This window comes from Phenylobacterium sp., from assembly GCF_020402505.1.
Lineage (GTDB): Bacteria > Pseudomonadota > Alphaproteobacteria > Caulobacterales > Caulobacteraceae > Phenylobacterium.
Genome location: NZ_JADBZL010000019.1, coordinates 1 through 24,071 on the forward strand (window position 1 = coordinate 1; position 24,071 = coordinate 24,071).

Below are 24,071 nucleotides of genomic sequence, written 5' to 3' on the forward strand. Positions count from 1 at the left end.
ATCCTGGGCCTGCTGGGCATCATGGGTGGGCTGTGGAGCGAGAAGTTCGACAATATGGCGGTGGTGACCAACTTCATCATCATGCCCATGACCTTCCTGTCGGGCACCTTCTACCTGGTCGAGCGCCTGCCCGAGCCCTTCCGGACCCTCAGTCACTACAACCCCTTCTTCTACCTGATCGACGGCTTCCGGTATGGCTTCCTGGGCTATGCCGAGGGCTCTGTCCTGGCCGGGGCGGTGATGACCGCAGGCCTGGTGGTGGCCCTGACGAGCGTCTGCCTGTGGATGTTCGACACCGGCTACAAGATCAAGAGCTGAACCCGCAAACGTTGACATTCCGGCCCATTGGGCGGAGAAGTCGCAGCCTTCCAGTCCCCGTCGCCCCGCGGCGGGGACGTTACGTTTTGGAGGGTTCCCGATCGTGACCCAGAAGACGCAGCCCGAGGGCCTCAACGTTCCCGCCGACCACCTGATGGGCGTGTACAGCCGCACGCCACTGGCGTTCGAGCGAGGCGAGGGCGTGCGTCTCTACACGGCGGAGGGCGAGGCCTATCTGGACGCCCTGGCGGGCATTGCGGTGAACGCCCTCGGCCATTCGCATCCCAAGCTGATCGCGGGCCTCAAGGCTCAGGCCGACAAGCTGTGGCACGTGTCCAACATCTTCACCATCCCCGAGCAGGTGAAGCTGGCCGAGGCCCTGACGGCGAAGACCTTCGCCGACGTCGTCTTCTTCACCAATTCCGGGACCGAGGCGATCGAGTGCGCCATCAAGGCCGCGCGCAAGTTCCATTGGGCACGGGGCCAGGAAGAGCGGATCGACATCATCGGCTTCGACGGCTCCTTCCACGGGCGCACCCTGGCGGCGGTAAACGCCTCGGGCAACGCCAGCTACCTGGAGGGCTTCGGCCCCCGCATGCCCGGCTTCATCCAGCTGAGGTTCGGTGACCACGAGGCCCTGAAGGCGGCGATCGCTTCGCCCACCACGGCGGCGGTGATCCTGGAGCCCGTGCAGGGCGAGGGCGGGGCCCGGGCGGTTCCGGACTCCTGCCTTCGCGAGCTTCGCGCCCTGTGCGACGCGCACGGCGTGCTGATGATCCTCGACGAGGTCCAGTGCGGTTTCTCGCGCACCGGCAAGCTGTTCGCCCATGAGTGGGCCGGGATCGAGCCCGACATCATGGCCGTGGCCAAAGCCCTGGGCGGAGGCTTCCCGGTCGGCGCCTGCCTGGCCACCGCCCGGGCGGCCTCCGGCATGACGCCCGGCTCCCACGGCTCGACCTACGGCGGCAACCCCCTGGCAATGGCCGTGGGCCTGGCGGCGGTCGAGGAGCTGAGCTCGCCGGCCCTGCTGAACCACGTGATCGAGGTCTCCGGCTACTTCACCCAGCAGCTGGAGGGTCTGAAGGCCCGCAATCCCGACGTGATCGAAGAGATTCGCGGCCGGGGCCTGCTGATCGGGCTTAAGCTGAAGACTCCCAACCGCGAGTTCATGCAGCACGCCCGGGACGAGAAGCTGCTGATCGCCGGCGGCGGCGACAACTGCGTGCGGCTCCTGCCGCCCCTGGTCATCTCGGTCGAAGAGGTGCGCGAGGCGGTGGAGAAGCTCGACAGGGCCTGCGCCCGCGCGCGCGGCTCCTGAGGCGGCCTGTCCATGCCCAGCGAGGAAGGAGCCTTGAGCCCGCCCGTTCGCCACTTCCTGGACCTCTGGTCCCTGGAGCCCGCGACCCTGCGCCGGATCCTGGACGACGCGGCGGTCCGAAAGGCCGCCCGCGCCGGTTGGACCCAGGGCCGCATCGACGCCGACGCCCCGGGGCGTGAGCGCACCCTGGCCATGATTTTCGAGAAGAACTCGACGCGGACGCGGTTCTCCTTCGACGCCGCCATGCGCCAGCTGGGCGGGGACGTGATCATCTCCACCGCGTCGGACATGCAGCTCGGGCGGGGCGAGACCATCGCCGACACGGCGCGGGTCCTGTCGCGCATGGTCGACGCCGTGATGCTGAGGTCGAACCGGCACTCGGACCTCGAGGACCTGGCCGCAAACTGCGCGGTCCCGGTGATCAACGGCCTGTCCGACACCGGCCATCCCTGTCAGATTCTGGCCGACCTGATGACCTTCGAGGCCCATCGCGGGCCGGTGGCGGGCAAGACCCTGGCCTGGTTGGGCGACGGCAACAATGTCTGCGCCAGCTTCATCCACGCCGCCCCCCTTCTGGGCTACCGCCTGAACATCGCCTGCCCCGAGGGATATGCCCCCGACCCGGCGGACCTCGCGCGCGCGGCCTCCCTGCAGGGCCAGGTCGCGGTCACCCGCGACCCCCGGGAGGCCGTGGCCGGCGCCGACTGCGTCATCACCGACACCTGGGTCTCCATGGGCGATACGGACAAGGACGCGCGCATGGCGGCCCTTGCGCCCTTCCAGGTGAATGAGGCCCTGATGGACCTTGCGCACCGGGACGCGGTCTTCCTCCACTGCCTGCCCGCCCACCGGGAGGAGGAGGTTGTCTCCGCCGTGATCGACGGACCCCGGTCGCTGATCTGGGAAGAGGCCGAGAACCGGATCCACGCCCAGAAGTCGATCCTGGCCTGGTGCTTCGGCGCGATATGAGCGGCGGGGTTTCCCTGGAGGCGGTCGACGACGACCGCGTCACGCCCTTCCAGATCGAGGGCGAGGCCGTGCGCGGGCGGCTGGTCCGGCTGGGCCCGGCTGTGGACGAGATCCTGTCGGCCCACAACTATCCCGACCCGGTGGCCAACCTGCTGGGCGAGACCTGCGCCCTGGCCGCCCTGGTGGGCTCAAACCTGAAGTTCGAGGGCCGGCTGATCGTCCAGGCCCAGGGCGACGGGCCGGTCCGATACGTGGTCTGCGACTATGACACCGCCGGAACGCTGCGGGGCTATTGCCGCTTCGACCCGGAGGAGGTGGCCGCCCTGGCCTCGGGGTTCCAGCGCCCGGGCGCCCGGTCCCTGCTGGGCCAGGGCCTGTTCATGATGACCGTGGACCAGGGGCCCGACATGGACCGCTACCAGGGGGTGACCTCCATCGAGGGCGAGACCCTGGCACTCTGCGCCGAGCAGTATTTCGCCCAGTCGGAACAGACGCCCACGCGGATCCGGCTGGCGGTGGGGCAGGCCGATTCCGGCCAGGGCGCGCACTGGCGGGCGGGCGGGGTGCTGATCCAGAACATCGCCGGTGATGACGCACGCGGCTCCACCGAGGAGCCCTGGCGGCGCACCGAGGCCCTGTTCGAAACCCTTGGCGAGGACGAGCTGATCGATCCCCTGCTGCCGGCCGGCGAGCTCCTGTTCCGCCTGTTCCACGAGGACGGGGTGCGGGTGTTCGAGCCCCGGGCCCTCCGGGCGGCCTGCCGCTGCTCGCAGGAGCGGATCCTGGGCCTGCTAGCCTCGTTCAGCGCCGAGGAGCGGGCCGACATGGTCGAGGCCGACGGGCGCATCCGGGTGTCCTGCGAGTTCTGCTCCCGCGTCTACGAGGCCCTTCCGTCGGACCTGGACAGTCAAGCAGGCTGACGCTGGGGCGCCGGTTCCCAGGCGCCGGGTTCGGCGCCATGCTGCCTCCCAACGACACGGGAGGACGCCATGACCCTGCACACCAAGCTCTGTGACCTTTTGGGGGTGAAGCACCCCGTCATGCTGGCGGGCATGGGCGGGGTCTCCTACGCCGAGCTCGCCGCCGCCGTGACCAACGCCGGGGGCTACGGCGTCCTGGGCATGGCCGGCCAGGGCCCGGACTTCATCCGCGAGCAGATGCGCCGGGTGCGAAAGCTGACCGACGGTCCCTTCGGCGTCGACCTGCTGGCCGCCTCGCCGGAGAGCCTGACCGCCGCCGTCGACGTGATCATCGAGGAGGGCGCCTCGTCCTTCGTCGCCGGCCTGGGGGTGCCCATGCCGATCATGGAGAAGCTCAAGCGGGCGGGCCTGAAGGTCATGGTCGTCTGCGGGGCCGTGAAGCACGCGGTGAAGGCCGAGCAGGCCGGCTGCGACGCCGTCATCTGCCAGGGCGGCGAGGGCGGCGGGCATACGGGCCTGGTCGGAGGCCTGCCCCTGATCGCCCAGGCGGTGGAGGCGGTGAAGATCCCCGTGGTCGGCGCCGGCGGCATCTATGACGGCCGGGGCCTGGCCGCCGTGCTGGGCCTCGGCGCCGTGGGGGTCTGGGTCGGCACCCGCTTCATCGCCTCGCCCGAGGCCCACGCCGGCGACCTCTACCGCCGGACCATCGTGGAGTCCTCGGACGAGGACACCATCCGGACCCGCTGCTATTCGGGCAAGCCCATGCGGGTGCGCAAGAACCCCTATGTCGACGACTGGGAGAGCCGTCCGGCGGACATCCAGCCCTTCCCCATGCAGGCCATGCTCTCCAGCCAGGCCGGGGTCATGGGCGGCATCGGCGGCCAGATCGAGGGGCTAGATCCCGACCGGTCCTGCTTCGCCATGGGCCAGTCAGCCGGCGGCGTGCATGAGGTCCTGCCCGCGGCGGAGATCGTCGCGCGGATGGTCTCCGGCGCCGAGGCGGCCATAGACCGGATGACGGCGCTCCGCGCCGCGGGGGTGAAGGCGTGAGCGGGCGGTTGGACGGACGGGTCGCCCTGGTCACCGGCGGCGGCTCGGGCATAGGCGCGGCGGCCTGCCGCGCCCTGGCGAAGGAAGGCGCCGCCGTGGCGGTGACGGACCTGTCGCCCGAGGCGGCCCTGGCGGTGGCGGATTCCATCGCAGCGGCCGGTGGCCGGGCCAAGGCCTTCGCCCACGACGTCACCCTGCCGGAGGACTGGGAGCGGGTGGTCGGCGAGGTGGAGGCGGCCTTCGGGCGGCTCGACATCCTGGTCAACAACGCCGGCATGACCACCGTCGGCAACGAGCTGATGAGCCACAGCCTGGAGAACTGGCGAAGGACCCTGTCGGTCAATCTGGACGGCGTCTTCTACGGCCATCGCTTCGCCGGCCCCCTGATCCTGAAGGGCGGCCGGGGCGGCTCGGTGATCAACATCTCCTCCATCATGGGCAAGATCGCCACGCCGGGGGCGGCGGCCTACTGCGCCTCCAAGGGGGCGGTGCTGATGCTGACCAAGGCCGCGGCCCTGGAATGGGCGCCCCTCGGCATCCGGGTGAACTCGGTCCACCCCGGCTATGTGGAGACGCCCCTGGTCCACAACATTCTCCGCGAGGTGGAGAACGGCAACGAGGTGCGCGAGACCCTGGTCCTCCAGCACGCCCTCGGCCGCCTGGCCGAACCCGCAGAGATCGCCAACGCCATCGTCTTCCTGGCCTCGGACGAGGCGAGCTTCATGACCGGCTCGGAGATGGTCGTGGATGGGGGATATACGGCGCGCTAAGCGGGGACCTGGGTTGACGGGAGGGAGTGGGAGCCATGCCCGGTTTGCGACTTAAGCTTCTGGTCTTGGCCGTGGGCGGCGGCTTGACGGTGTCCGGGGGGTGCTCGCAGGCCAAAAGCGTTCCCAGGACCGCGGAAGAGGCCTACGCCGCTTGCGCGAGGGCATACCAGATGTCCTTCCTGAGTTCGTTCAACCTCGAGGGGGTGTCTACCGCCGGCGCCCGTAAGCGCCTCGCGGCGCATTTCTCCTGTCTCCGAAGGCCGGCCGAGATGGGCCACGCCTTTTCCCAATTCAGCTATGGCTTAATTCTTGAGAATGGACTCGGCGTTGAGCGGGATGTGCCTGCCGCCGTGATCTGGTACCAGAAGGCTGCGGAGCAGGGCGACATCAGCGCCCAGACCCGGCTCGCAAGACTGTACAGGCGCGGCCTGGGCGTTCCCAGGGACCCGGTCGCGGCTCTGAAGTGGTCCAGGCTGGCGTCCGAGCAGGGCAGTCCGATGGCTCAGTTGGAGCTCAGCCTGATCTACCAGAGGGGCGAAGGCGTCCCGGTGGACATGGCGGAATCCATGCGTTGGCTTCGAGCCTCCGCCGAGCAGGGCTACATCCACTCCCAAACCAGGATGGGCATGTTTTATGACCAAGGCGTCGGGGTTCCGCAGGATTTCGATGCAGCGATCCAATGGTTCCGGAGAGCGGCTGATAGGGGTGATGCCGTCGCCCAATATGAACTCAGTCTGAATTACGCCGAGGGCCAAGGCGTGCCCTTGAACATGAAGGAGTCCGTTCGATGGCTGCGGGCCTCCGCCGAGCAGGGGTATGACAAAGCGCAGACCAACCTCGGCCTCCTTTACTTCCAGGGACGAGGCGTTCCCAGGGACCTGAAGGCGGCGCTCGCGTGGACCCGCAAGGGGGCGGAGGCGGGCAATCCTCCCGGCCAGCACAACCTGGGCCTTGCCTATCTGAGGGGCGAGGGCGTCCCCCAGGATACCCGGAAGGCGCTGGAGTGGTTCCGCAAAGCCGCCGAGCAGGACCACGTCCAGGCCCAGCTGCAAGTGGCGTCACTCCTATTTCGTGGCGACGGCGTTCTCAAGGATACCGAAGCCGCGGTGCAGTGGTGGCGAAGGGCTGTAGACCAAGGCGAACCCTTGGCCATGGAAAGTCTCGCGATTCTCTACCTGAGCGGATTTGGCGTTCCGAAGGACGAGGGCGAGGCTGCGAAGCTGTTACGGCGGGCGTCTGAGAAGGGGCGCCCGACCTCGGGTGAGCACCTTCGTCTTCTCTGCGCCCGAACGCCGAAACTTGAAGCCTGCCCCAAGGCCCCGACCTGAGAGTCGGCTACTGGACTCCTGGGCGTGTACCCTAAGCGCCGCCCATTCGGGGTGCTGGCCCAGCAGGCGAGCCCTGCCGTCGTTTCGCCAGCGCGATCAGCCCATTCCGAGACGCCGGTGGCCTGGGCCGCCGCCTTGGCCGACCCGCCCTGATTCACCCGCTCGGCCATAAAGGCTCGACCCGAAGGCGTAAGCCGGTTATTCTTGATCACGTTCATCCGGGGAGTGCAGCTGGAAGTGGAGTGTTGCAACTCCAGCTTCGCTGAAGCGCCTCCTCGGATGAACAACCTCCTTGGCGACAACAGTTAATCCACTGGGCTCCATTTGGCCGTGGCGCCTTCGCGCCTCGGGCCGCGGAACTGGGACTGATCGATGGGGCGGGTGGAGGCGAAGGCTCCGGGCTTTGCGGCGGCCGGGCGGTTTCTCTGCTTGCGCAGGCCGCCGGGCAGGTCCGAGCGACCTTCGGGACGGCCCTGGCCGCCTGCGGCCTTCGGGCCGTCGCCACGTCCGCCGCCCTTGCGGTGTCCGCGGGGACCGGGGCGTCCCGCCGCCGGGGCCGCGGTGGCCTCGGGCATGTGGGCGGTCATGACGGACAGGCCGGGGTCCCGGCGCCGGTCCTCGTGCGGGATGGTCTGGCGGGTGACCTTCTGGATGTCCCTGAGCAGGTTGCGCTCGTCGTCGGCGCAGAAGGCCACGGCCGATCCGTCGGCGCCGGCCCGGGCCGTCCGGCCGATCCGGTGGACATAGGATTCCGGCACGTTCGGCAGCTCGTACTGCACAACGTGGGTCACCGCGTCGATGTCGATGCCCCGGGCGGCGATGTCGGTGGCCACCAGGGCCCGGACCTCGCCGGCCTTGAAGGCCGCCAGGGCGCGCTCGCGCTGGCCCTGGCTCTTGTCGCCGTGGATGGAGGCCGCCTCGATGCCGGCCTGCTCCAGGGCGCGGGCCACGCGGTCGGCGCCGCGCTTGGTGCGGGTGAAGACGATGACCCGCCGGAAGTCCTTGGCCTCGAACAGTTCGGCCAGAAGGGCGCGCTTGCGGTCCTGCTCCACGAAGATGACCTTCTGGCGGACCTTCTCGACCGTGGTCGCCTGAGGCGTCACCGAGACCTTCACGGGGTTCGGGTTGAGGAGCTCTCCGGCCAGCTGGCCGATCTCGGCGGGCATGGTCGCCGAGAAGAAGAGGTTCTGCCGGGCCTTGGGCAGGTGTTTCACGATCCGGCGGATCGGGACGATGAAGCCCATGTCCAGCATCTGGTCGGCCTCGTCGAGGACGAAGGTCTCGACGCCCTGCAGGGTCACGGTCTTCTCGCCCAGGTGGTCGATCAGGCGGCCGGGCGTGGCCACCAGGATGTCGACGCCGGGCGCCATGGCGCGCATCTGGCCGCCGTACTTCACGCCGCCGAAGATGACCGTCACGGTCAGGCCGAGGTGGCGGCCATAGGCCTTGAAGCTCTCGCCGATCTGGGTGGCCAGTTCGCGGGTAGGCGACAGGACCAGCACCCGGCAGCCGCGGCGCGGAGCGGGACGGCGGTCCGCCGCCAGCCGGTGCAGGATGGGCAGGGCGAAGGCGGCGGTCTTGCCGGTGCCGGTCTGGGCGATGCCCAGGATGTCCCGGCCCTCGAGGACGGGGGGAATGGCCTGGGCCTGGATGGGCGTCGGCCGGGTATAGCCCTCGTCGGAAAGGGCCTTCAGGAGGCCGCGATCGAGGCCGAGGTCGGTGAACTGGATCAAGGGAAGATGTCTTTCGATATGCGGAATCGGGCGGCCCGTCTCGGGGGCGCCGCTCGGCAGGTCTTCGTTGGGATGGCCCCCGCGTGGCGGGGCGATCTGCGATGTCGCTTCAGGGCGCTCGACAGGCTGACCGCAGGAGCGGCCATCACGCGACTGGAACGCCGATATCGCCCCGGCAAGCCCGGAGCGCGAGGGGGAAGTGGCCCTGTCCGGGCGGGAAGTCAAGGCCGGCTTGCCAAGCGGGGCGGGCGGGGCGATCAAGGCGCATGTCCGAAAACCGCCGCCTGCTGCTCGTCGCCGCCGCCGCCCTGGTCGATGTCGATGGCCGCGTGCTGATCTGCAAACGCCCGGAGGGCAAGGCCCTGGCCGGGCTCTGGGAGTTCCCGGGCGGCAAGGTCGAGGCGGGGGAATCTCCTGAGGCCTGCCTGATCCGCGAGCTGTCGGAGGAGCTGGGCATCGGCGTCACCGAGGCCTGCCTCGCCCCCTTCGTCTTCGCCAGCCACGCCTATGACGACTTCCACCTGCTGATGCCCCTCTACCTGGTGCGGCGCTGGACCGGAATCGTCATGGCGAAGGAGCATGCGGGCCTGGCCTGGGTGAAGCCGAACCAGCTGGGCGACTATCCCATGCCGCCGGCCGACGCGCCCCTAGTGGCCTGGCTCCGGGACCTGGTCTGAGCCCATGGAGGGGCTTGGCCCGGCCCTTTTCGACCTGGTGCGGGCCCGGGCCGACCGGCCGGGCTGGATCCTGGGCCTGTCCGGGGCGCAAGGGTCGGGTAAGTCCACCCTGGCGGCGAAACTCGCCTCAATCCTGGAGGCGGAGGGCCGATCCTGCGCCATCCTGTCCCTCGACGATCTCTATCTCGGCCCGGAGGCGAGGGCGGACCTGGCCCGCAAGGTTCATCCCCTCTTCGCCGTCCGGGGCCCGCCGGGGACCCACGACCCGGCCCTTGGCCTGTCGGTGCTGGACGCCCTGTCCCGCCCGGGCCCGGTCCACCTGCCGCGCTTTGACAAGGGCCGGGACGCCCCGGTCCCGGACGTCGATCAGCCGGTCTTCCCGGGGCCGGCCGACATCGTGATCTTCGAGGGCTGGTGCCTGGGCGCGCGGCCGGACCCCTCGGCGGCGACCTCTGCGCCCATCAACGCCCTCGAACGCGAGCACGACGCGGACGGGACCTGGCGCGGGGCGGTTGAGACGGCGCTGGCGGGACCCTACCAGGACCTCTTCGCGGCCCCGGACCTGACGGTCTTCCTCCGGGCGCCGGACTTCGAGACCGTCCGCCGCTGGCGGGGGGAGCAGGAGGCCGAGCTGGCCCGAGCCCTCTCCGACGGCCGCCCCGGACGGGCCATGGACGAGGCCGAGCTGGACGACTTCCTCGCCCGCTATGAGCGGATCACCCGCCGGCTGATCGCCAATCCGCCGGGCGACATCGTGGTGGAGCTGGCGCCCGACCGGACGCCCGGGCCGCTTCAGCGGCGCTGAGGGTTCGTGCCCGGAACCGTCTGCTCGACGGCGCCCAGGGCGTCGGCCAGCCGCATCTTCGCCGAGCCTGGCCGCAGGGGCTTCTGCTGGGTCTCCGAGGGCGACCAGCCGGTCAGGGTCAGGATCTCGAAGGTGGCCGGAAGGCGGCCGTCGGGGTCGGCGAAGTCCCGGGCGTAGATCTCGAAGGCGCGCTGCAGGACGGCGCGGGTGAGGGGTCGCGGATGGCGTTCGGCCAGCACCGAGGTCTCGCCCATCCGGCGCAGGTCGGCCATCAGCCGCAGGGGATGGTCGTAGCGCACGGTCACCCGGTCGACATCGGCCACTGGCAGGGCGAAGCCGGCGCGCTGGAGGAGGCCCGCCGCGTCGGAAGGGTCGGCGAAGGGAGAGACCCGGGGACCGGCGCCGCCGGTCAGCTCCAGCTCGGCGGCGGTCAGGGCCTGGCGCAGCTCGGTCAGGGTCGACCCGCCGAACAGGGCGACGATGAAGAGGCCGTCGGGCTTCAGGGCCAGCCGCGCCTGGACAAGGGCGCCGATCACGTCGTTGGCCCAGTGCAGGGACAGGCTGGAGACGACGAGGTCCAGGCTCGCCGGGGCGAAGGGCAGGCGCTCCTCGTCGGCCTGGACGCGCAACCCGCCGCGACCGGCCAGCATGGGCCCCGACAGGTCCGCCTCGACCAGCAGGCCCACCCGGGGCGCGGCGTCGCTCTCCGCCAGGGCCTGGGCGAAGGCGCCGTTGCGGGCGCCGAGGTCGACGGCGCGGGGGAAGTCGCGCATGATGGCCTCCAGGCGCATCACGATGTCCCCTGCGGCGCGGCGTTTCAGGAAGTCGGCCCCGGCAAAGCCCCGGGCGGCCCTGTCCAGCCGCCGGCGCAGGAGCTCGCGGTCGAAGATTCGCGGGGGCGAGGCGGAGGGCGGCATGCGCCGGGACAATGAACGCTTCGGCCGGGCATGGGAACCCGCCGGTCCCCTCGCGCGGGCGGGCCGGGCGGCGCTGGACCTCATCTATCCCCACCGCGCCCTGGACGATGACAGTCCGGTCCTCACGCCTGGCCTGACCGCCGCGGCCTGGAGCCGCATCGCCTTCCTGGATGATCCGGTCTGTGACGGCTGCGGGACGCCCTTCGAGTTCAGTCTGCGGCCAGGCGCCCGCTGCGCCGCCTGCCTCGCGAAGCCAAGGGCCTTCGACCGCGCCCGGGCCGCCTGCCTCTACGACGAGACCTCGCGCGGTCCGGTCCTGCAGCTGAAGTACGCCGACCGGACGGACCTCGCGCCCCTCTTCGTCCGCTGGATCTCGCGCGCGGCCCGGGACCTGCTGGCTGGCGCCGACGCCATCGCCCCGGTGCCCCTGCACGCCTCGCGCCTGTTCCGCCGGCGTTACAATCAGGCCGCCGAGGTCGCCCGGCCCCTGGCCCGGCTGTGGTCGCGGGACTACCTGGCCGACGCCCTGGTCCGACGGCGCGACACCGGCGCCCAGGCGGGACGCTCGGGGACGGGCCGCCGCCGCAATGTGGCCGCCGCCTTCACCGTCCCCGAGGGCCGGAAGCGGCTGGTGGAAGGGCGCCGCATCCTCCTGATTGACGATGTCATGACCACCGGGGCGACGTTGGAGTCCTGCGCCAGGGCCCTTCGCGCAGCGGGCGCAGCAGGGGTGGACGTCGCTGTGATCGCCAGGGTTAAAGACCCGGCAAGCCTCACCATATAGACCGTATCCCGACAGCCGAGGGAGAGCCGCATGGCCGCCGTGACCATCTACACCAAGCCCTTCTGCCCCTACTGCGTGCGGGCCTTGGGCCTTTTGGAGCGCAAGGGCGCCCAGGTCACCGAGATCGAAGCCGCCTTCGACGCCGGCAAGCGGGCCGAGATGCTTCAGAAGTCTGGCGGCGCGGCCACCTATCCGCAGATCTTCATCGGCGACCGGCACGTCGGCGGCTGCGACGACCTGCACGACCTGGAGGCGCAGGGCCGCCTCGACGCCCTCCTGGCGGCCTGAGGCGGTGCGCGTCGCCCTCGTCCAGACCCGGACGCCGGCCTCCCAGGCCGCCGCACTGGATCATGTCCTGCCCCTGGCGCGGGAGGCGGCGGACGCCGGCGCGACGCTGATCCTGACGCCGGAGGGAACCAACATCCTGCAGAAGGATCGCGAACGCCTGAAGGCGGCCCTGACCACCGTCGAGGCCGATCCCGTGGTCTGCGGCCTGCGAGACCTGGCGCGGGAGCGGGGAGTGCACGTTCTGGTCGGGTCAGCCCTGGTGGATGCCGGCGGTGAAAAGGCCGCCAACCGCAGCCTGCTGGTCGGGCCCGACGGCGGGATTGTCGCGGGTTACGACAAGCTGCACATGTTCGATGTGGACCTGCCCACAGGCGAGACCGCCCGGGAGAGCGCCGCCTATACCCCCGGCGACCGGGCGATCACCGCCCTGGCTGGCGAGGGCCGACTGGGCCTGACCATCTGCTACGACATGCGCTTTCCCGCCCTCTACCGGGCCCTGGCCCTGGCCGGCGCCGAGGTCATGACTGTGCCCGCCGCCTTCACCCGGCCGACCGGAGAAGCGCACTGGGAGATCCTGCTGAGGGCCCGGGCCATCGAGACCGGCAGCTTCGTCCTCGCCCCGGCCCAGGGCGGCTTCCACGAGGACGGGCGCGGCACCTGGGGTCGCAGCCTGGCGGTCGGGCCCTGGGGCGAGGTCCTCGGCGTCCTCGACCATGACGAGCCCGGCGTCCTGGTGGTGGACCTTGACCTGCCGGCCGCCGGTCGGGCGCGCCGGTCCATTCCCGCCCTCGCCAACGCCCGAGCCTTCGCCGGTCCGGAGCGGCTTTCATGATCCGCTACGCCCTGGTCTGCGGCGCTGGCCATGACTTCGAGGGCTGGTTCGGCGGGTCCGACGACTTCGACGCCCAGTCTGCCCGGGGGCTCGTGACCTGCCCGGCCTGCGGGTCGCCGGACGTGCGAAAGCAGATCATGGCGCCGGCCGTCGTGACCTCGAAGGGCAAGGCCGGATCGGTTCCCGGGCCGTCCCGCGAGATGATGATGGAGATGGTCAGCCGCGTGCGCAGGCACGTCGAGGACAACTTCGACTATGTCGGGGACGCCTTCGCCCGGGAGGCCCGGGCCATTCATGAGGGCCGGTCCGAGGAGCGGGGCATCTATGGTGAGGCGACGCCGGAGGAGGCCCGCGCCCTGGTGGAGGACGGCGTCCCCGTCGCCCCCCTGCCGCAGGCGCCGCCCGACCGGCGAGACCTCAACTGAGGCGACTAGCCGCGGCGGGCGCGCCCGGCCTAGACTGGGGGTGGTTTCGAGGAGTCCCCCCATGATCCGTTCCCTGCTGATCGCTGGCGCCGCCCTGATGGCCACCGCCCCCGCCGTCGCCGCGCCGCCCGCTCCGTCGGGCCTCAGGCCGGACCAGGCCGCCTTCCGTGAGCTCTACCGGGAACTGATCGAGACCAACACGACCCTGTCCTCCGGCAGCTGCACCCTGGCGGCCGAGAAGCTGGCTGTGCGCTTGAAGGCCGCGGGTTACACGGACCGGGAAATGGAAGTCGTCGTCCCGCCCGGCCAGCCCAAGCAGGGCGCCCTGGTGGCCACCCTCGCCGGGACGGACCCGAGGCTGAAGCCCATCCTCCTTCTCGCCCACATCGACGTGGTCGAGGCCAATCGGGCGGACTGGGAGCGGGATCCCTTCACCCTTGTGGAGGAGAACGGCTTCTTCTATGCCCGCGGCGCCCTCGATGACAAGGCGATGGCCGCCGCCTTCGCCGACAACATGATCCGCTACAAGCGCGAGGGGTTTAAGCCGAAGCGCAGCCTGCGCCTGGCCCTGACCTGCGGCGAGGAAACCCCCGACAACTTCAACGGCGTGGAGTGGATGATCGCCAACCGCCCGGACCTGCTGGACGCCGAGTTCGCGCTGAACGAAGGCGCCAACGGACAGATCGGCCCCGACGGGAAGAAGGTCTTCCTGGGCATCCAGGCGGGAGAGAAGGTCTACCAGGACTTCACCCTGCGCATCACCAACCCGGGCGGACATTCCTCCCGGCCCGTCAAGGACAACGCCATCGTTCGCCTGTCCCATGGCCTCGCCCGGATCGGCGCCCATGACTTCCCCATCGCCCTCAATGAGGCGACCCGGAACCACTATGCGCAGATGGCCGCCATCGAGGGCGGCGAGACCGGAGCAGCCATGAAGTCCCTGGCGGCCAATCCCGCCGACACGGCCGCGGCCGACTTCCTTGCCCGCTCGCCGGGCCGCAACTCGATGATGCGCACCACCTGCGTACCGACCCAGGTCAAGGCCGGCCATGCCCCCAACGCCCTGCCCCAGAGGGCCGAGGCCAACGTGAACTGCCGCATCCTGCCTGGCGAGAAGGTCGAGGACGTCCGCCAGACCCTGGTCCGGGTCATCAACGACCCCGGAATCTCGGTGGAGACGGTGGGAAGGCCCAGCCCGGTCTCGACGCCGCCCCCGCTCAACACCCGCATCATGGGCCCGGCGACCAAGGTGGCCGCCGCCATGTGGCCCGGCGTTCCGATCGTGCCCGCCATGGCGACAGGCGCCACGGACGGCCGCTTTCTGCTGGCGGCCGGCACGCCGACCTACGGTCTCTCGGGCATGTTCCTCCCGCCTGGAGACAGCGGCGCGCACGGGCTTAATGAGCGCATCGGCGTCCAGGCCCTCTACGAGGGACGAGACTTTCTCTACGAGGTGGTCAAGCTCTACGCCCGCAACTGATCGCGGCGCCCGGGCCTCTTGTGTGGCGGAAGCGCCACACTACATCCCCCGTGAGGCGGTTGCGCTTGATCAAGGCGACCGCCGGAATTCCGCCTCACGAGGGGACACATGAACATCGACCAGTATTCCGACCGCGCCAAGCAGGCCGTCCAGTCGGCCCAGAGCCTCGCCCTGGCCCGTCGTCACCAGCAGTTTGCGCCCGAGCACCTGCTCAAGGTTCTCCTTGAGGAGAAGGACGGGCTCTCCCGCGCCCTGATCCAGAGCGCTGGCGGACGGCCCGACGCCGTCGACCAGGCGGTGGACGCTCTCCTGGCAAAACGCCCGCGCGTCGAGGGCGGGTCTGGCCAGATCTACCTGGCCCCGGAATCCGCCAGCGTCTTCGCCGCAGCCGAGGCCGGCGCCAAGGCCGCCGGAGACGCCTTTGTCACCACCGAACGCCTCCTGATCGCCATCGCCCAGGAAGGCGGCGAGGTCGCCCGCGTCCTGCACGAGGCCGGCGCCGAAGAGGCCGCCCTGGAGGAGGCCGCCAAGGCCCTGCGCAAGGGCAAGACCGCCGACAGCGCCTCGGCTGAGGAAGGCTACGACGCCCTGAACCGCTATGCCCGCGACCTGACCCAGGCCGCCCGCGACGGCAAGGTCGACCCCGTCATCGGCCGGGACGAGGAGATCCGCCGCACCATCCAGGTCCTGTCGCGCCGGACCAAGAACAACCCGGTCCTGATCGGCGAGCCCGGGGTCGGCAAGACCGCCATCGTCGAAGGCCTGGCGCAGCGCATCGTCAACGGCGATGTGCCCGAGAGCCTGAAGGACAAGAAGCTGCTCGCCCTCGACATGGGCGCCCTGATCGCCGGGGCGAAGTACCGGGGTGAGTTCGAAGAGCGGCTGAAGGCGGTCCTGAACGAGGTCACCGCCGCCGAGGGCTCCATCGTCCTCTTCATCGACGAAATGCATACCTTGGTGGGCGCCGGGAAGACCGATGGCGCCATGGATGCCTCCAACCTGCTCAAGCCGGCCCTGGCGCGGGGCGAGCTGCACTGCGTGGGCGCCACCACCCTCGACGAGTACCGCAAGCACGTAGAGAAGGACGCCGCCCTGGCGCGGCGCTTCCAGCCCGTCTTCGTCTCCGAGCCTACCGTGGAGGACACAGTCTCCATCCTGCGTGGCCTGAAGGAGAAGTACGAGGTCCACCACGGGGTGCGGATCACCGACAGCGCCATCGTCGCCGCCGCAACCCTGTCGAACCGCTACATCACCGACCGCTTCCTGCCCGACAAGGCCATCGACCTGGTCGACGAGGCCGGCAGCCGGGTGCGCATGGCCGTGGACTCAAAGCCTGAGGAGTTGGACGAGATCGACCGACGGGTCGTCCAGCTCAAGATCGAACGCGAAGCCCTGACCAAGGAGAGCGACGAGGCCTCCCGCCAGCGGCTGGAGAAGCTTGAGGACGAGCTTGATGACCTCGAGGGTCAATCCGAGGAGATGACCGCCCGCTGGCGCGCCGAGAAGGAGAAGGTTTCCTCCGCCGCCCAGATCCGCGAGGCCCTTGACCGCCTGCGCGCCGAGCTCGTCGCCGCCCAGCGTCGGGGCGATCTGCAGCGCGCCTCGGAGATCGCCTACGGTGAGATTCCGCCCCTCGAGAAGCAGCTGGCCGAGGCCGAGCAAAAGGCCGCCGGCGACGCCGTCAGCCCGGAGGTGGTGGACGCCGCCCAGATCGCTGCAGTCGTCTCCCGTTGGACCGGGGTTCCGGTGGACAAGATGCTCGAGGGCGAGCGCGAGAAGCTCTTGCGCATGGAGGACTCCCTGCGCGGCCGGGTGGTCGGCCAGGAGGAGGCGCTCGAGGCCGTTTCCGACGCCGTGCGCCGGGCCCGCGCCGGCCTGCAGGATCCCGCCCGCCCGATCGGCTCCTTCCTCTTCCTGGGCCCGACGGGCGTGGGCAAGACGGAGCTGACCAAGGCCCTGGCGGAGTTCCTGTTCGACGACGAGTCCGCCATCACCCGCCTCGACATGAGCGAGTACATGGAGAAGCACTCGGTCAGCCGCATGATCGGGGCGCCTCCCGGCTACGTCGGCTATGACGAGGGCGGGGCCCTGACCGAGGCGGTCCGCCGCCGGCCCTATCAGGTGGTGCTGTTCGACGAGGTCGAGAAGGCCCATCCGGACGTCTTCAACGTCCTCCTCCAGGTGCTGGACGACGGTCGCCTGACGGACGGCCAGGGCCGGACCGTGGACTTCCGCAACACCCTTCTGATCATGACCTCCAACCTGGGCTCGGAATTCCTCGCGGCCCAGAGGGAAGGGGAGGACGTGGAGGCGGTGCGGGGCGACGTCATGGGCGTGGTCCGCGGCCACTTCCGGCCCGAGTTTCTGAACCGGGTGGACGAGATCATCCTGTTCCGCAGGTTGGGCCGGGCGGAGATGGACAATATCGTCCGCATCCAGCTGCGCCGGCTCGAAAAGCTCCTGGCGGACCGCAGGATGACCCTGTCTCTGGATGACGCGGCCATGACCTGGCTTGCCGACAAGGGGTATGATCCCGTCTATGGGGCCCGTCCCCTGAAGCGGGTGATCCAGAAGGACCTGGTGGACCCCGTGGCGCGCAAGCTCCTGCAGGGCGACCTGGTGGACGGCTCCGTGATCGCCGTGACGACGGGACCGGATGGCCTGCAGATCGGCCGACCGCAGGTTCACTGACCGTGAGAAGGGGCGGGGCCCAGGCCTCGCCCCGCCATGTCTCGACGCTTCGGGTCGCCACCTTCAGCCGACGACCGGGCGGAGGCAGCCCGGGCTATAGCGCCCCTTCGAGCGCTTTCGTCCTGCGCGCGAAGCGTTCCTCTGCGATGCGATCCGCGATCTCACCCGTGGGTCGTCCCTCGCTTTCCGAGCGCGCGATCACCTGACGGAAGGTCTCGCCAAGAGAGGCGACATGCCGTTCCACCGCAGCGGGATCCCAACGTGACCTCTGATGGTGCAGATTGATGATCCCGCCGGCGTTCGCGAGATAATCAGGGCAATAGAGTATGCCCCTCTTCGCCAGACGGGCGTCGTCTTCAGGGCGGGCCAGCTGGTTGTTGGCCCCGCCGACGATCGCCTTCGCCCTCAGGTCCGGAATGGTTACGGAGGACAGAACGCCGCCCAGCGCGCAGGGCGCCAGGATATCGCAGGTTTCGCGCAGGATCGCTTCGTCACCGACGACCTGGGCGCCAATGTCAGCGGCCAGGGCTTCGGCCCTCCTGGCGTCGGTATCCGCCAGGACGAGGTCAGCCCCTTCATGCGCCAGGATGCGGGCCAGACGCTCGCCGACATTGCCGACGCCCTGAACGGCGATCCTGCGACCGGCCAGGCTCGCGGAACCCCAGATCTTCCCCGCCGCCGAGCGCATGCAGTGATAGACCCCGAGCGCCGTGGAGCCCGACGCGTTTCCAGCCTCGGGCAGGAACCCGGCGGCGTGGCGTGTCCTTCGCGCAATCACCTGCACGTCCTCCAGGGTCGTACCGGAGTCGAAGGAGGTGATGTAGCGCCCTCCGAGGCTCTCAACGAAATCACCCATGGCCTCGAGCAGGGTCTCGGTCTTTTCCCGCCTCGGGTCGGCGATGATGATCGCCTTGCCGCCGCCATAGGGAATGTCTGCGATGGCGTTCTTGTAGGTCATGCCCCGGGAAAGCCGCAGGACGTCGCGGAGCGCGTCATCCAGGGTGGGGTAGGGAAGAATCCGGCAGCCGCCGATCGCAGGCCCGCGGTTCTCGTTGTGCACAGCGATGATGGCTTTCAGCCCGCTCGCCTTTTCTTGACGTGCGGTGACAAGGGCATGGTCGGCAAAGTCCGCATGGGTGTCGAACATCAGAGTCTCCAGAGTCTTCGATGGACCGGTCTCGTTCGGGGGCGTGCGCCTCACATCAGTCTGGCGCGAAGGTCGGCGCGGGCGGCGGCAAATCGGTCCATGGCGGCTTCCTTGACCGGACCGAACCCCCTTACATCCTGTGGCAGACGGGCCAGGACGAGCATGTCATCCAGGGTCTCCGGCGACAGACGCGACAACCCGAAGGCGATGTCCGCCAGATAAGCGTCCCTGAGCGCCCGTTCGGCTTTCCGCTCGGCAGTATAGCCGAAGGGGTCCAGCCAGGTTCCGCGCAGCCGCTTGCCCTTTGCAAGCAGAGCCATCGCGCGGAACACCCAGGGGCCGAACTTCCTCTTGCGGGGCCGACCCGTGACCTTGTCCCGGCGCGAGAAGACGGGCGGCGCAAGATAAACGGATAGCCTCCGGTAACCGGAAAACTGCCCATCGAGCGCAGTGCGGAACAGCGGTTCGCTGTAGAGGCGCGCCACCTCGTACTCGTCCTTGTAGGCCATGACCTTGAAGGCATTCGCCGCGATGGCGGAGAGGAGTTCGGCGCCCTTTTCACCATACGGAGCCGTCGCCGCGCCCGCGGTCTCCACCAGGCTTCGAAACCGCGCCGAATAAGCGCTGTCCTGATATCGCTCGAGCTCGGCGGCATACCGCTCGACAGGGCTGGCGCCTCGGTCGTGCGAGCCGATCGACCCGGGCCCGATGAGGCCGGCGAGCGCCTGCACGTGGTGCAGGTCGATGGCGGCGAGCCGCCCCCATCGGAAGGCTCTCCTGTTCAGATCGACGGCCGTTCCATTCGCCTCGATCGCCGCATCGATGGCTGCGGCCGACATGGGCAAGAGACCCTTCTGCCAGGCGAAGCCGACCATCAGCGTGTTGGCCGCCAGATTATCTCCGAACAGGGCTTCGGCAATCCGGGTCGCGTTGAAGGCGAACCCCCGTTTGCCGGCGCGCGCCATCACGGCGTCGATCATCTCCTGGAAGGGCAGGGAACTGTCCCGGTCACTGACGAAGTCCGAAGTCGGGGTCTCCTCCGTGTTCAGAACTGCAGCGCCTTTTCCGCTGGCGAACTTTCGAAGCGCCTCTTCGCTGACCGCGACGACCGCATCACAACCGAGCAGAAGGTCGGCCTCCCCATCACCGATCCGCACCGCGGGAATAGGCTGCTGCGGAGCGGCGATGCGGATCTGACTGGTAACGGAACCGTTCTTCTGGGAGAGCCCGGTGAAGTCCAGCACGCTGGCCGTCAGTCCGTCATGATAGGCGGCAGACCCCAGAAGTGCGCCGACCGTCAGGACTCCGAGCCCACCAATGCCCGCAACGTAGATGTCAACGGGCGCCTTCAGCTCCGTCAGGTCGGGCTCCGGCAGGCCCGCGAACTTCGTCGCTTCCAGGGCGAGGGTCCGGGCGGGATCCGGTTTGCGCAGGGCGGCACCCTCGACTTCCACGAAGCTGGGGCAGAATCCTTCGAGGCAGGAAAAGTCGATGTTGCAGGCGGATTGATCAATCCGCCGCTTGACCCCGTCATCGGTCTCCAGAGGCTGGATCGCTATGCAGCCTGATTGCACCGAGCAATCCCCGCAGCCCTCGCAGACCCGCGGGTTGATGAACAGGCGTCGACCGGGATCTGGAAGCACCCCTCGCTTGCGGCGACGACGCTTCTCGGCGGCGCAGGTCTGTTCGTAGAGGATTGCGGTGACGCCCGGGACCTGGCGCAGTTCCCGCTGGATCGCCTCAAGATCATCCCGGCTTGCAGCCGGCTTGCCATCTGGCAGAACAGGCCAACGATCCGGGGCGTCGCTGACCAGCCGGACATCGCCGACACCTTCCGCCAGCAGCTGGCTGTAAATCCCGAGGGGACTGATCGCGCCCTCGGCGGGCTGACCCCCCGTCATGGCGACGGCGTCATTGTAGAGGATCTTGAAGGTGATGTTGGCGCCCGCTGCAACCGCTGCCCGGATCGCGAGCAGGCCGGAGTGCTGGTAGGTTCCGTCACCCAGATTCTGGAAGATGTGCGGGGTCTCCGAAAAGGGTTCGGCGCCAATCCACTGGGCGCCCTCACCCCCCATGTGGCTGAAAACGGAGGTCTTCAGCTCTGGAACCGACAGGGCAAGGGCGTGGCAGCCGATTCCGCCTCCGGAAATCGAGCCGTCCGGGGTCCGCGTCGAGCGATTATGTGGACATCCTGCGCAGAAGTAGGGCTTTCGTCCGGGGAAGGCGAGCCGCTCTCCATGGCTGGCGCGATCGACCAGGGCCGCCAGGCGCGCGGGAACTCCTACCGGGTCTTTCGTGATGCGCCCGGCGAGCGCCTGCGCAACCAGAAGGGGTGACAGTTCCATTACCGCCGGCAGAAGAGGTCTCCCGGCATCGTCGGTCTTGCCAGTCACACGGGCAGGCCGTCCGCGGTGGTGGAAGAGCGCAGCCTTGATCTGATCCTCTACGATCGGGGCCTTTTCTTCGATGACCAGGATCTCTTCCGCCTGACCCGCGAATGCGATCAGAGGATCGATCGCCAGGGGCCAGCTCATCGCGACCTTGTAGACCGAGAGGCCCAAGGCGCCGGCCTCGCGGTCCCCGATTCCGAGGTTCTGCAGGGCCTGCATCAAGTCCTGGTGCGCCTTGCCGACGGTCACAATGCACAGCGAGGCTGTGTGATCGCCGATGACCGGGTAATCCAGATGGTTGGCTTCAGCCCAGCGGATCGCCGCAGGAATCCGCTCTTCGATCAGGCGGCGCTCCAGCTCCGCGCGCTGAGAAGGCCATTGAAGTCGCGGATCCCAGTTGAGTCCGTGCGGGGGAACTGGACGATCGGGGATCAGGTACTCGGGATAGGCGGTCGGCAGCTCGAAACTCGCTGCACTTTCGACAACCTCAGCGATTGTCTTCATCGCCACCCAAAGTCCGGAGTGCCGTGAAAGCGCGAACGCGGCCAGTCCAAGCGAAAGGATTTCGGAGACACTTGCAGGCTGAAGGATCGGAATGAGCGTCGACTGGAAAATTCCGTCGGTCTGATGCGGGAAGACCGAAGACTGGGCCGCATGATCGTCTCCGGCGACCGCCAGAACCCCGCCCAGCGGCGATGTGCCCAGCATGTTTGCGCTTCGGAAGACATCGCCGCAGCGGTCCACTCCGGGGCCCTTCCCATACCAGATGCCGAAAACCCCATCGATCTTGGAGGGTCCGTAGGCCCGATGCATCTGGGCGCCCCAGAGGGCGGTGGCGGCGAGGTCCTCGTTCAGTCCGGGCTGAAACCGGATCTGGTGGTCGCGGAGATAGGGCTCGGCCTTCCAGAGTTGCTGGTCATAGGCGCCGAGGGGCGAGCCCCTGTACCCCGAGATGAGGCCCGCCGTATTGAGACCGCGCGCGCGATCCCGTCGCCTCTGGACCAGTGGAAGCCGCACGAGCGCCTGGATGCCGGTCATGAAGACCCGACCGCCTTCGGAATTGTAGATGTGGTCGAGCGTCATGCGACTGGCGGCCGTCATCGACTTACCTCCACAAGCTCACCCCCTGACCGCTCAGCTGCGGCGGAGGCCTGATCCTTTGCGCGCCTTGAGGCAGGCTGTTTCTTGGGCGTTCCCGTAAGACCGTCGCCAAGGGAACCATAGGCGTGAATCCGCAAAAAAGGATGTCTAATTTAGCTCAGTAAGTGCGATTTTGGGAATGAACGTTCTAATAAACTCTACATATGAGGTAGAACGTGTCTTCAAAAAACCGGCTGAAAACGTCGGTTCGGAGTGTGGGGCCTGGGGGCTCAGTCCTCGCCCCGGACCCTTCCGCGCAAGGATTTCACGCCGCCCCGCCGGACCTTGCCTTCCAACCGCCGGACCTTGGACGCCAGGGTGGGACGGGTGCGCTTGCGCGGCTGCGGCGGCGGCTCAGCCGCCTTGCGGATCAGCTCCACCAGTCGCTCCAGGGCCTCGGCCCGGTTCCGTTCCTGGCTCCTGTGGGTCATGACGCTGAGCACCAGCACCCCGTCCTGGGTCAGGCGACGGCCAGCCAGCTTCATCAGCCGGACGGCGACATCGTTCGGCAGGGAGGGTGACCTGCGGACATCAAACCTCAGTTCGACCGCCGTTGAGACCTTGTTGACGTTCTGCCCGCCCGGGCCTGCCGAACGGACAAAGCGCTCCGTGACCTCGTCTTCGGGGATGTGGATGTCCGGGGTCGCCTCGATCATGGCGGGCGCCAGGGCTCAGGCGTTGCGGCATGCGGGGCAAAGGCCGCGGGCTTCCAGGGTCAGGCTGCGCACGGAATAGCCGGCTTCCGCCGCCGCCGACAGGCCGGCGTCAAGCGCGGGCTCGAACTCCCGCGCCGCGCCGCAGCACTCGCAGATCAGGAAGGCCGCCCGGTGGGCCCCGCCCTCGATCCGGCAGGGCACATAAGCGTTCAGGCTCTCGATGCGGTGTGCAAACCCGAGCTTCTCCAGGAAGTCGAGGGCCCGGTAGACGGTGGGCGGCTTGGCCGGGGCGCCATCGCCCCCGAAGGCGGCGATCATGTCGTAGGCCTTGAGGGGGGCGTCAGACGATAACAGGAGTTCCAGAACCCGGCGCCGGGGCGCTGTCAGCCGTTCCCGGGCCGCGGTGCAGCGCACTTCCGCGTCGTCCAGGGCCCGGGTGAGGCCCTGGCCTTTGAGCCCCTGCCGGGGTCCGTCGTCATGTCCACAGTCGTGCGCCATGCGCCATGGCTAGACCCGAAGACGGAAAGGCGCAACCGCGCTGAGGGTCAGTCCTCGCCGCCCTGCGCTTCGTCGCCTTCGAAGGACCGCGGGGCCCGGCGCCGGCGTGGAGGCCGCGTCTCCTCGCCCTCGGCCTCAGCCCGGGGCCGGCGGGGACGCAGGAAGTCCGGAGCCTGGGACTCGGCGCCATCCTCGCTGCGCAGGGTGGGGGAGGGCGCGCGGTCGGTCGCCGGGGCGATGACGCCGCCGCTCGGTTCGATGACCGGGAGGGGGTCGCGCCCGGGCCGGTCCTCCCGGGTGCGTTCGGGGCGCTCGTCACGGTCCCGCCACCGGTCCCGGCGGCCACCCTCAGGTCGGTCGCCCCGCGGACGGTCATCCCGCGGACGGTCATCCCTCTGGCGCTCCTCCCGGGGGCGTTCGTCCCTTGAGCGTTCGTCCCTGGCGCGATCCTCCCTTGGCCGATCCTCCCTTGGCCGGTCCTCCCTGGGCCGTTCGTCGCGGTCGCGGAAGCGGTCGCGGCGATCGTCGCGGTCGCGCCAGCCATTCCGGTCGCGGGGCTCAGCCTCGGATTCGGTCGTCTCGGCCTCCACCGCCTCGCCGGACTCGTCTTCGAAATCGACGTCGAAGCCCGAGATGAACTGGTCGCGGCCGATGATCTCTGCAGCCGGTCGGGTGGGCTGCATGGCCCGGATCAGCCGGAAATAGTGTTCGGCGTGCTGCAGGAAGTTCTCTGCGAGCACCCGGTCGCCGGCCGAACCGGCGTCGCGGGCGAGCTGCTGGTAGCGCTCGTAGACGGTCTGCGCATTGCCGCGGACCTTGACGCCCTCGGGGCCATTGGACTCCAGGGCCCGGTTCGCATTGTGCTGCTGAGGCTTGCCACCGGCGCTGCGATTGCGACCGCGCTGACGCTTCATGCCCTTGAAATCTCTCATGTC

The 24,071-nt window shown here is 69.1% G+C and carries 22 protein-coding genes; 15 read left to right on the forward strand and 7 right to left on the reverse strand.

All coding sequences use genetic code 11. The annotated features are described in order from the left end of the window. From IM632_RS01305 to IM632_RS01335, 7 genes are all read left to right on the forward strand, one after another. Positions 1 to 318: ABC transporter permease (locus tag IM632_RS01305; RefSeq protein ID WP_296551943.1), on the forward strand; the 318-nt coding region annotated here is incomplete at its 5' end. Positions 319 to 472: 154 nt separating this feature from the next. Beyond that, on the forward strand, positions 473 to 1,636 hold the full coding sequence (locus IM632_RS01310; RefSeq protein ID WP_296551948.1) for an aspartate aminotransferase family protein: 1,164 nt from the start codon (positions 473 to 475) through the stop codon (positions 1,634 to 1,636). 33 nt (positions 1,637 to 1,669) lie between these two features. Then, on the forward strand, positions 1,670 to 2,605 hold the full coding sequence (argF, locus tag IM632_RS01315; RefSeq protein WP_296480377.1) for an ornithine carbamoyltransferase: 936 nt from the start codon (positions 1,670 to 1,672) through the stop codon (positions 2,603 to 2,605). Continuing rightward, the gene (locus IM632_RS01320) at positions 2,602 to 3,525 is read left to right on the forward strand and encodes an Hsp33 family molecular chaperone (RefSeq protein ID WP_296498313.1); all 924 of its coding nucleotides are present in this window, start codon (positions 2,602 to 2,604) and stop codon (positions 3,523 to 3,525) included. The genes argF and IM632_RS01320 overlap by 4 nt, the downstream gene beginning before the upstream one ends. Positions 3,526 to 3,594: 69 nt before the next feature. Further along, on the forward strand, positions 3,595 to 4,575 hold the full coding sequence (locus IM632_RS01325; RefSeq protein ID WP_296480380.1) for a nitronate monooxygenase family protein: 981 nt from the start codon (positions 3,595 to 3,597) through the stop codon (positions 4,573 to 4,575). Continuing rightward, positions 4,572 to 5,345 (forward strand): glucose 1-dehydrogenase, encoded by a 774-nt coding sequence (locus tag IM632_RS01330; RefSeq protein WP_296480383.1) that lies wholly within the window; start codon positions 4,572 to 4,574, stop codon positions 5,343 to 5,345. Before IM632_RS01325 ends, IM632_RS01330 begins: the two co-directional genes overlap by 4 nt. Before the next feature lie 170 nt (positions 5,346 to 5,515). After that, positions 5,516 to 6,673 carry a tetratricopeptide repeat protein gene (locus IM632_RS01335; protein ID WP_296480386.1) on the forward strand — a complete coding sequence of 386 codons (1,158 nt, stop codon included), beginning with the start codon at positions 5,516 to 5,518 and terminating at the stop codon, positions 6,671 to 6,673. 305 nt (positions 6,674 to 6,978) lie between these two features. On the opposite strand, the gene IM632_RS01340 is transcribed toward IM632_RS01335, so the two are convergent. Further along, positions 6,979 to 8,406 carry a DEAD/DEAH box helicase gene (locus IM632_RS01340; protein ID WP_296480389.1) on the reverse strand — a complete coding sequence of 476 codons (1,428 nt, stop codon included), beginning with the start codon at positions 8,404 to 8,406 and terminating at the stop codon, positions 6,979 to 6,981. 266 nt (positions 8,407 to 8,672) lie between these two features. On the opposite strand from IM632_RS01340, the gene IM632_RS01345 reads away from it, so the two are divergent. Together IM632_RS01345 and IM632_RS01350 are read left to right on the forward strand one after the other, a co-directional pair. Next, positions 8,673 to 9,083, forward strand: coding sequence for a (deoxy)nucleoside triphosphate pyrophosphohydrolase (locus IM632_RS01345; protein ID WP_296480392.1), 411 nt, complete (start codon positions 8,673 to 8,675; stop codon positions 9,081 to 9,083). A 4-nt stretch (positions 9,084 to 9,087) separates the two neighbouring features. Then, positions 9,088 to 9,888: a kinase gene (locus tag IM632_RS01350; RefSeq protein WP_296480394.1), complete on the forward strand. Its 801-nt coding sequence runs from the start codon at positions 9,088 to 9,090 to the stop codon at positions 9,886 to 9,888. On the opposite strand, the gene IM632_RS01355 is transcribed toward IM632_RS01350, so the two are convergent. Then, on the reverse strand, positions 9,876 to 10,805 hold the full coding sequence (locus IM632_RS01355; protein ID WP_296480423.1) for a methyltransferase domain-containing protein: 930 nt from the start codon (positions 10,803 to 10,805) through the stop codon (positions 9,876 to 9,878). The two genes, IM632_RS01350 and IM632_RS01355, sit on opposite strands and share 13 nt — an antisense overlap. Here IM632_RS01355 and IM632_RS01360 point away from each other — a divergent pair. The 6 genes from IM632_RS01360 to clpB all read left to right on the forward strand — a co-directional run bounded on the left by IM632_RS01360 (position 10,804) and on the right by clpB (position 17,305). Beyond that, positions 10,804 to 11,589: a ComF family protein gene (locus IM632_RS01360; RefSeq protein WP_296480397.1), complete on the forward strand. Its 786-nt coding sequence runs from the start codon at positions 10,804 to 10,806 to the stop codon at positions 11,587 to 11,589. The genes IM632_RS01355 and IM632_RS01360 overlap by 2 nt on opposite strands. Before the next feature lie 30 nt (positions 11,590 to 11,619). After that, a complete protein-coding gene (grxC, locus tag IM632_RS01365; RefSeq protein WP_296480400.1) occupies positions 11,620 to 11,877 on the forward strand; it encodes a glutaredoxin 3 in 258 nt (85 codons plus the stop codon). Between the two features lie 4 nt (positions 11,878 to 11,881). Next, a complete protein-coding gene (locus IM632_RS01370) occupies positions 11,882 to 12,709 on the forward strand; it encodes a carbon-nitrogen hydrolase family protein (protein WP_296498300.1) in 828 nt (275 codons plus the stop codon). Next, positions 12,706 to 13,134, forward strand: coding sequence for a DUF1178 family protein (locus tag IM632_RS01375; protein ID WP_296480405.1), 429 nt, complete (start codon positions 12,706 to 12,708; stop codon positions 13,132 to 13,134). Before IM632_RS01370 ends, IM632_RS01375 begins: the two co-directional genes overlap by 4 nt. Before the next feature lie 61 nt (positions 13,135 to 13,195). Continuing rightward, positions 13,196 to 14,614: a M20/M25/M40 family metallo-hydrolase gene (locus IM632_RS01380; protein ID WP_296480408.1), complete on the forward strand. Its 1,419-nt coding sequence runs from the start codon at positions 13,196 to 13,198 to the stop codon at positions 14,612 to 14,614. Positions 14,615 to 14,722: 108 nt separating this feature from the next. Beyond that, the gene (gene clpB, locus IM632_RS01385; protein ID WP_296480411.1) at positions 14,723 to 17,305 is read left to right on the forward strand and encodes an ATP-dependent chaperone ClpB; all 2,583 of its coding nucleotides are present in this window, start codon (positions 14,723 to 14,725) and stop codon (positions 17,303 to 17,305) included. Between the two features lie 94 nt (positions 17,306 to 17,399). On the opposite strand, the gene IM632_RS01390 is transcribed toward clpB, so the two are convergent. The 5 genes from IM632_RS01390 to IM632_RS01410 form a co-directional block, all read right to left on the reverse strand. Further along, positions 17,400 to 18,452, reverse strand: coding sequence for a Glu/Leu/Phe/Val dehydrogenase dimerization domain-containing protein (locus IM632_RS01390; RefSeq protein ID WP_296518540.1), 1,053 nt, complete (start codon positions 18,450 to 18,452; stop codon positions 17,400 to 17,402). 50 nt (positions 18,453 to 18,502) lie between these two features. Beyond that, the gene (locus IM632_RS01395) at positions 18,503 to 21,943 is read right to left on the reverse strand and encodes an indolepyruvate ferredoxin oxidoreductase family protein (protein ID WP_296551945.1); all 3,441 of its coding nucleotides are present in this window, start codon (positions 21,941 to 21,943) and stop codon (positions 18,503 to 18,505) included. 269 nt (positions 21,944 to 22,212) lie between these two features. After that, complete coding sequence (arfB, locus tag IM632_RS01400; protein ID WP_296480277.1) at positions 22,213 to 22,638, reverse strand: alternative ribosome rescue aminoacyl-tRNA hydrolase ArfB; 426 nt, start codon at positions 22,636 to 22,638, stop codon at positions 22,213 to 22,215. Positions 22,639 to 22,653: 15 nt separating this feature from the next. Then, positions 22,654 to 23,136, reverse strand: coding sequence for a Fur family transcriptional regulator (locus IM632_RS01405; RefSeq protein ID WP_296480276.1), 483 nt, complete (start codon positions 23,134 to 23,136; stop codon positions 22,654 to 22,656). Positions 23,137 to 23,183: 47 nt separating this feature from the next. Continuing rightward, positions 23,184 to 24,068, reverse strand: coding sequence for a DUF4167 domain-containing protein (locus IM632_RS01410; protein WP_296480274.1), 885 nt, complete (start codon positions 24,066 to 24,068; stop codon positions 23,184 to 23,186). Positions 24,069 to 24,071: the final 3 nt, after the last annotated feature.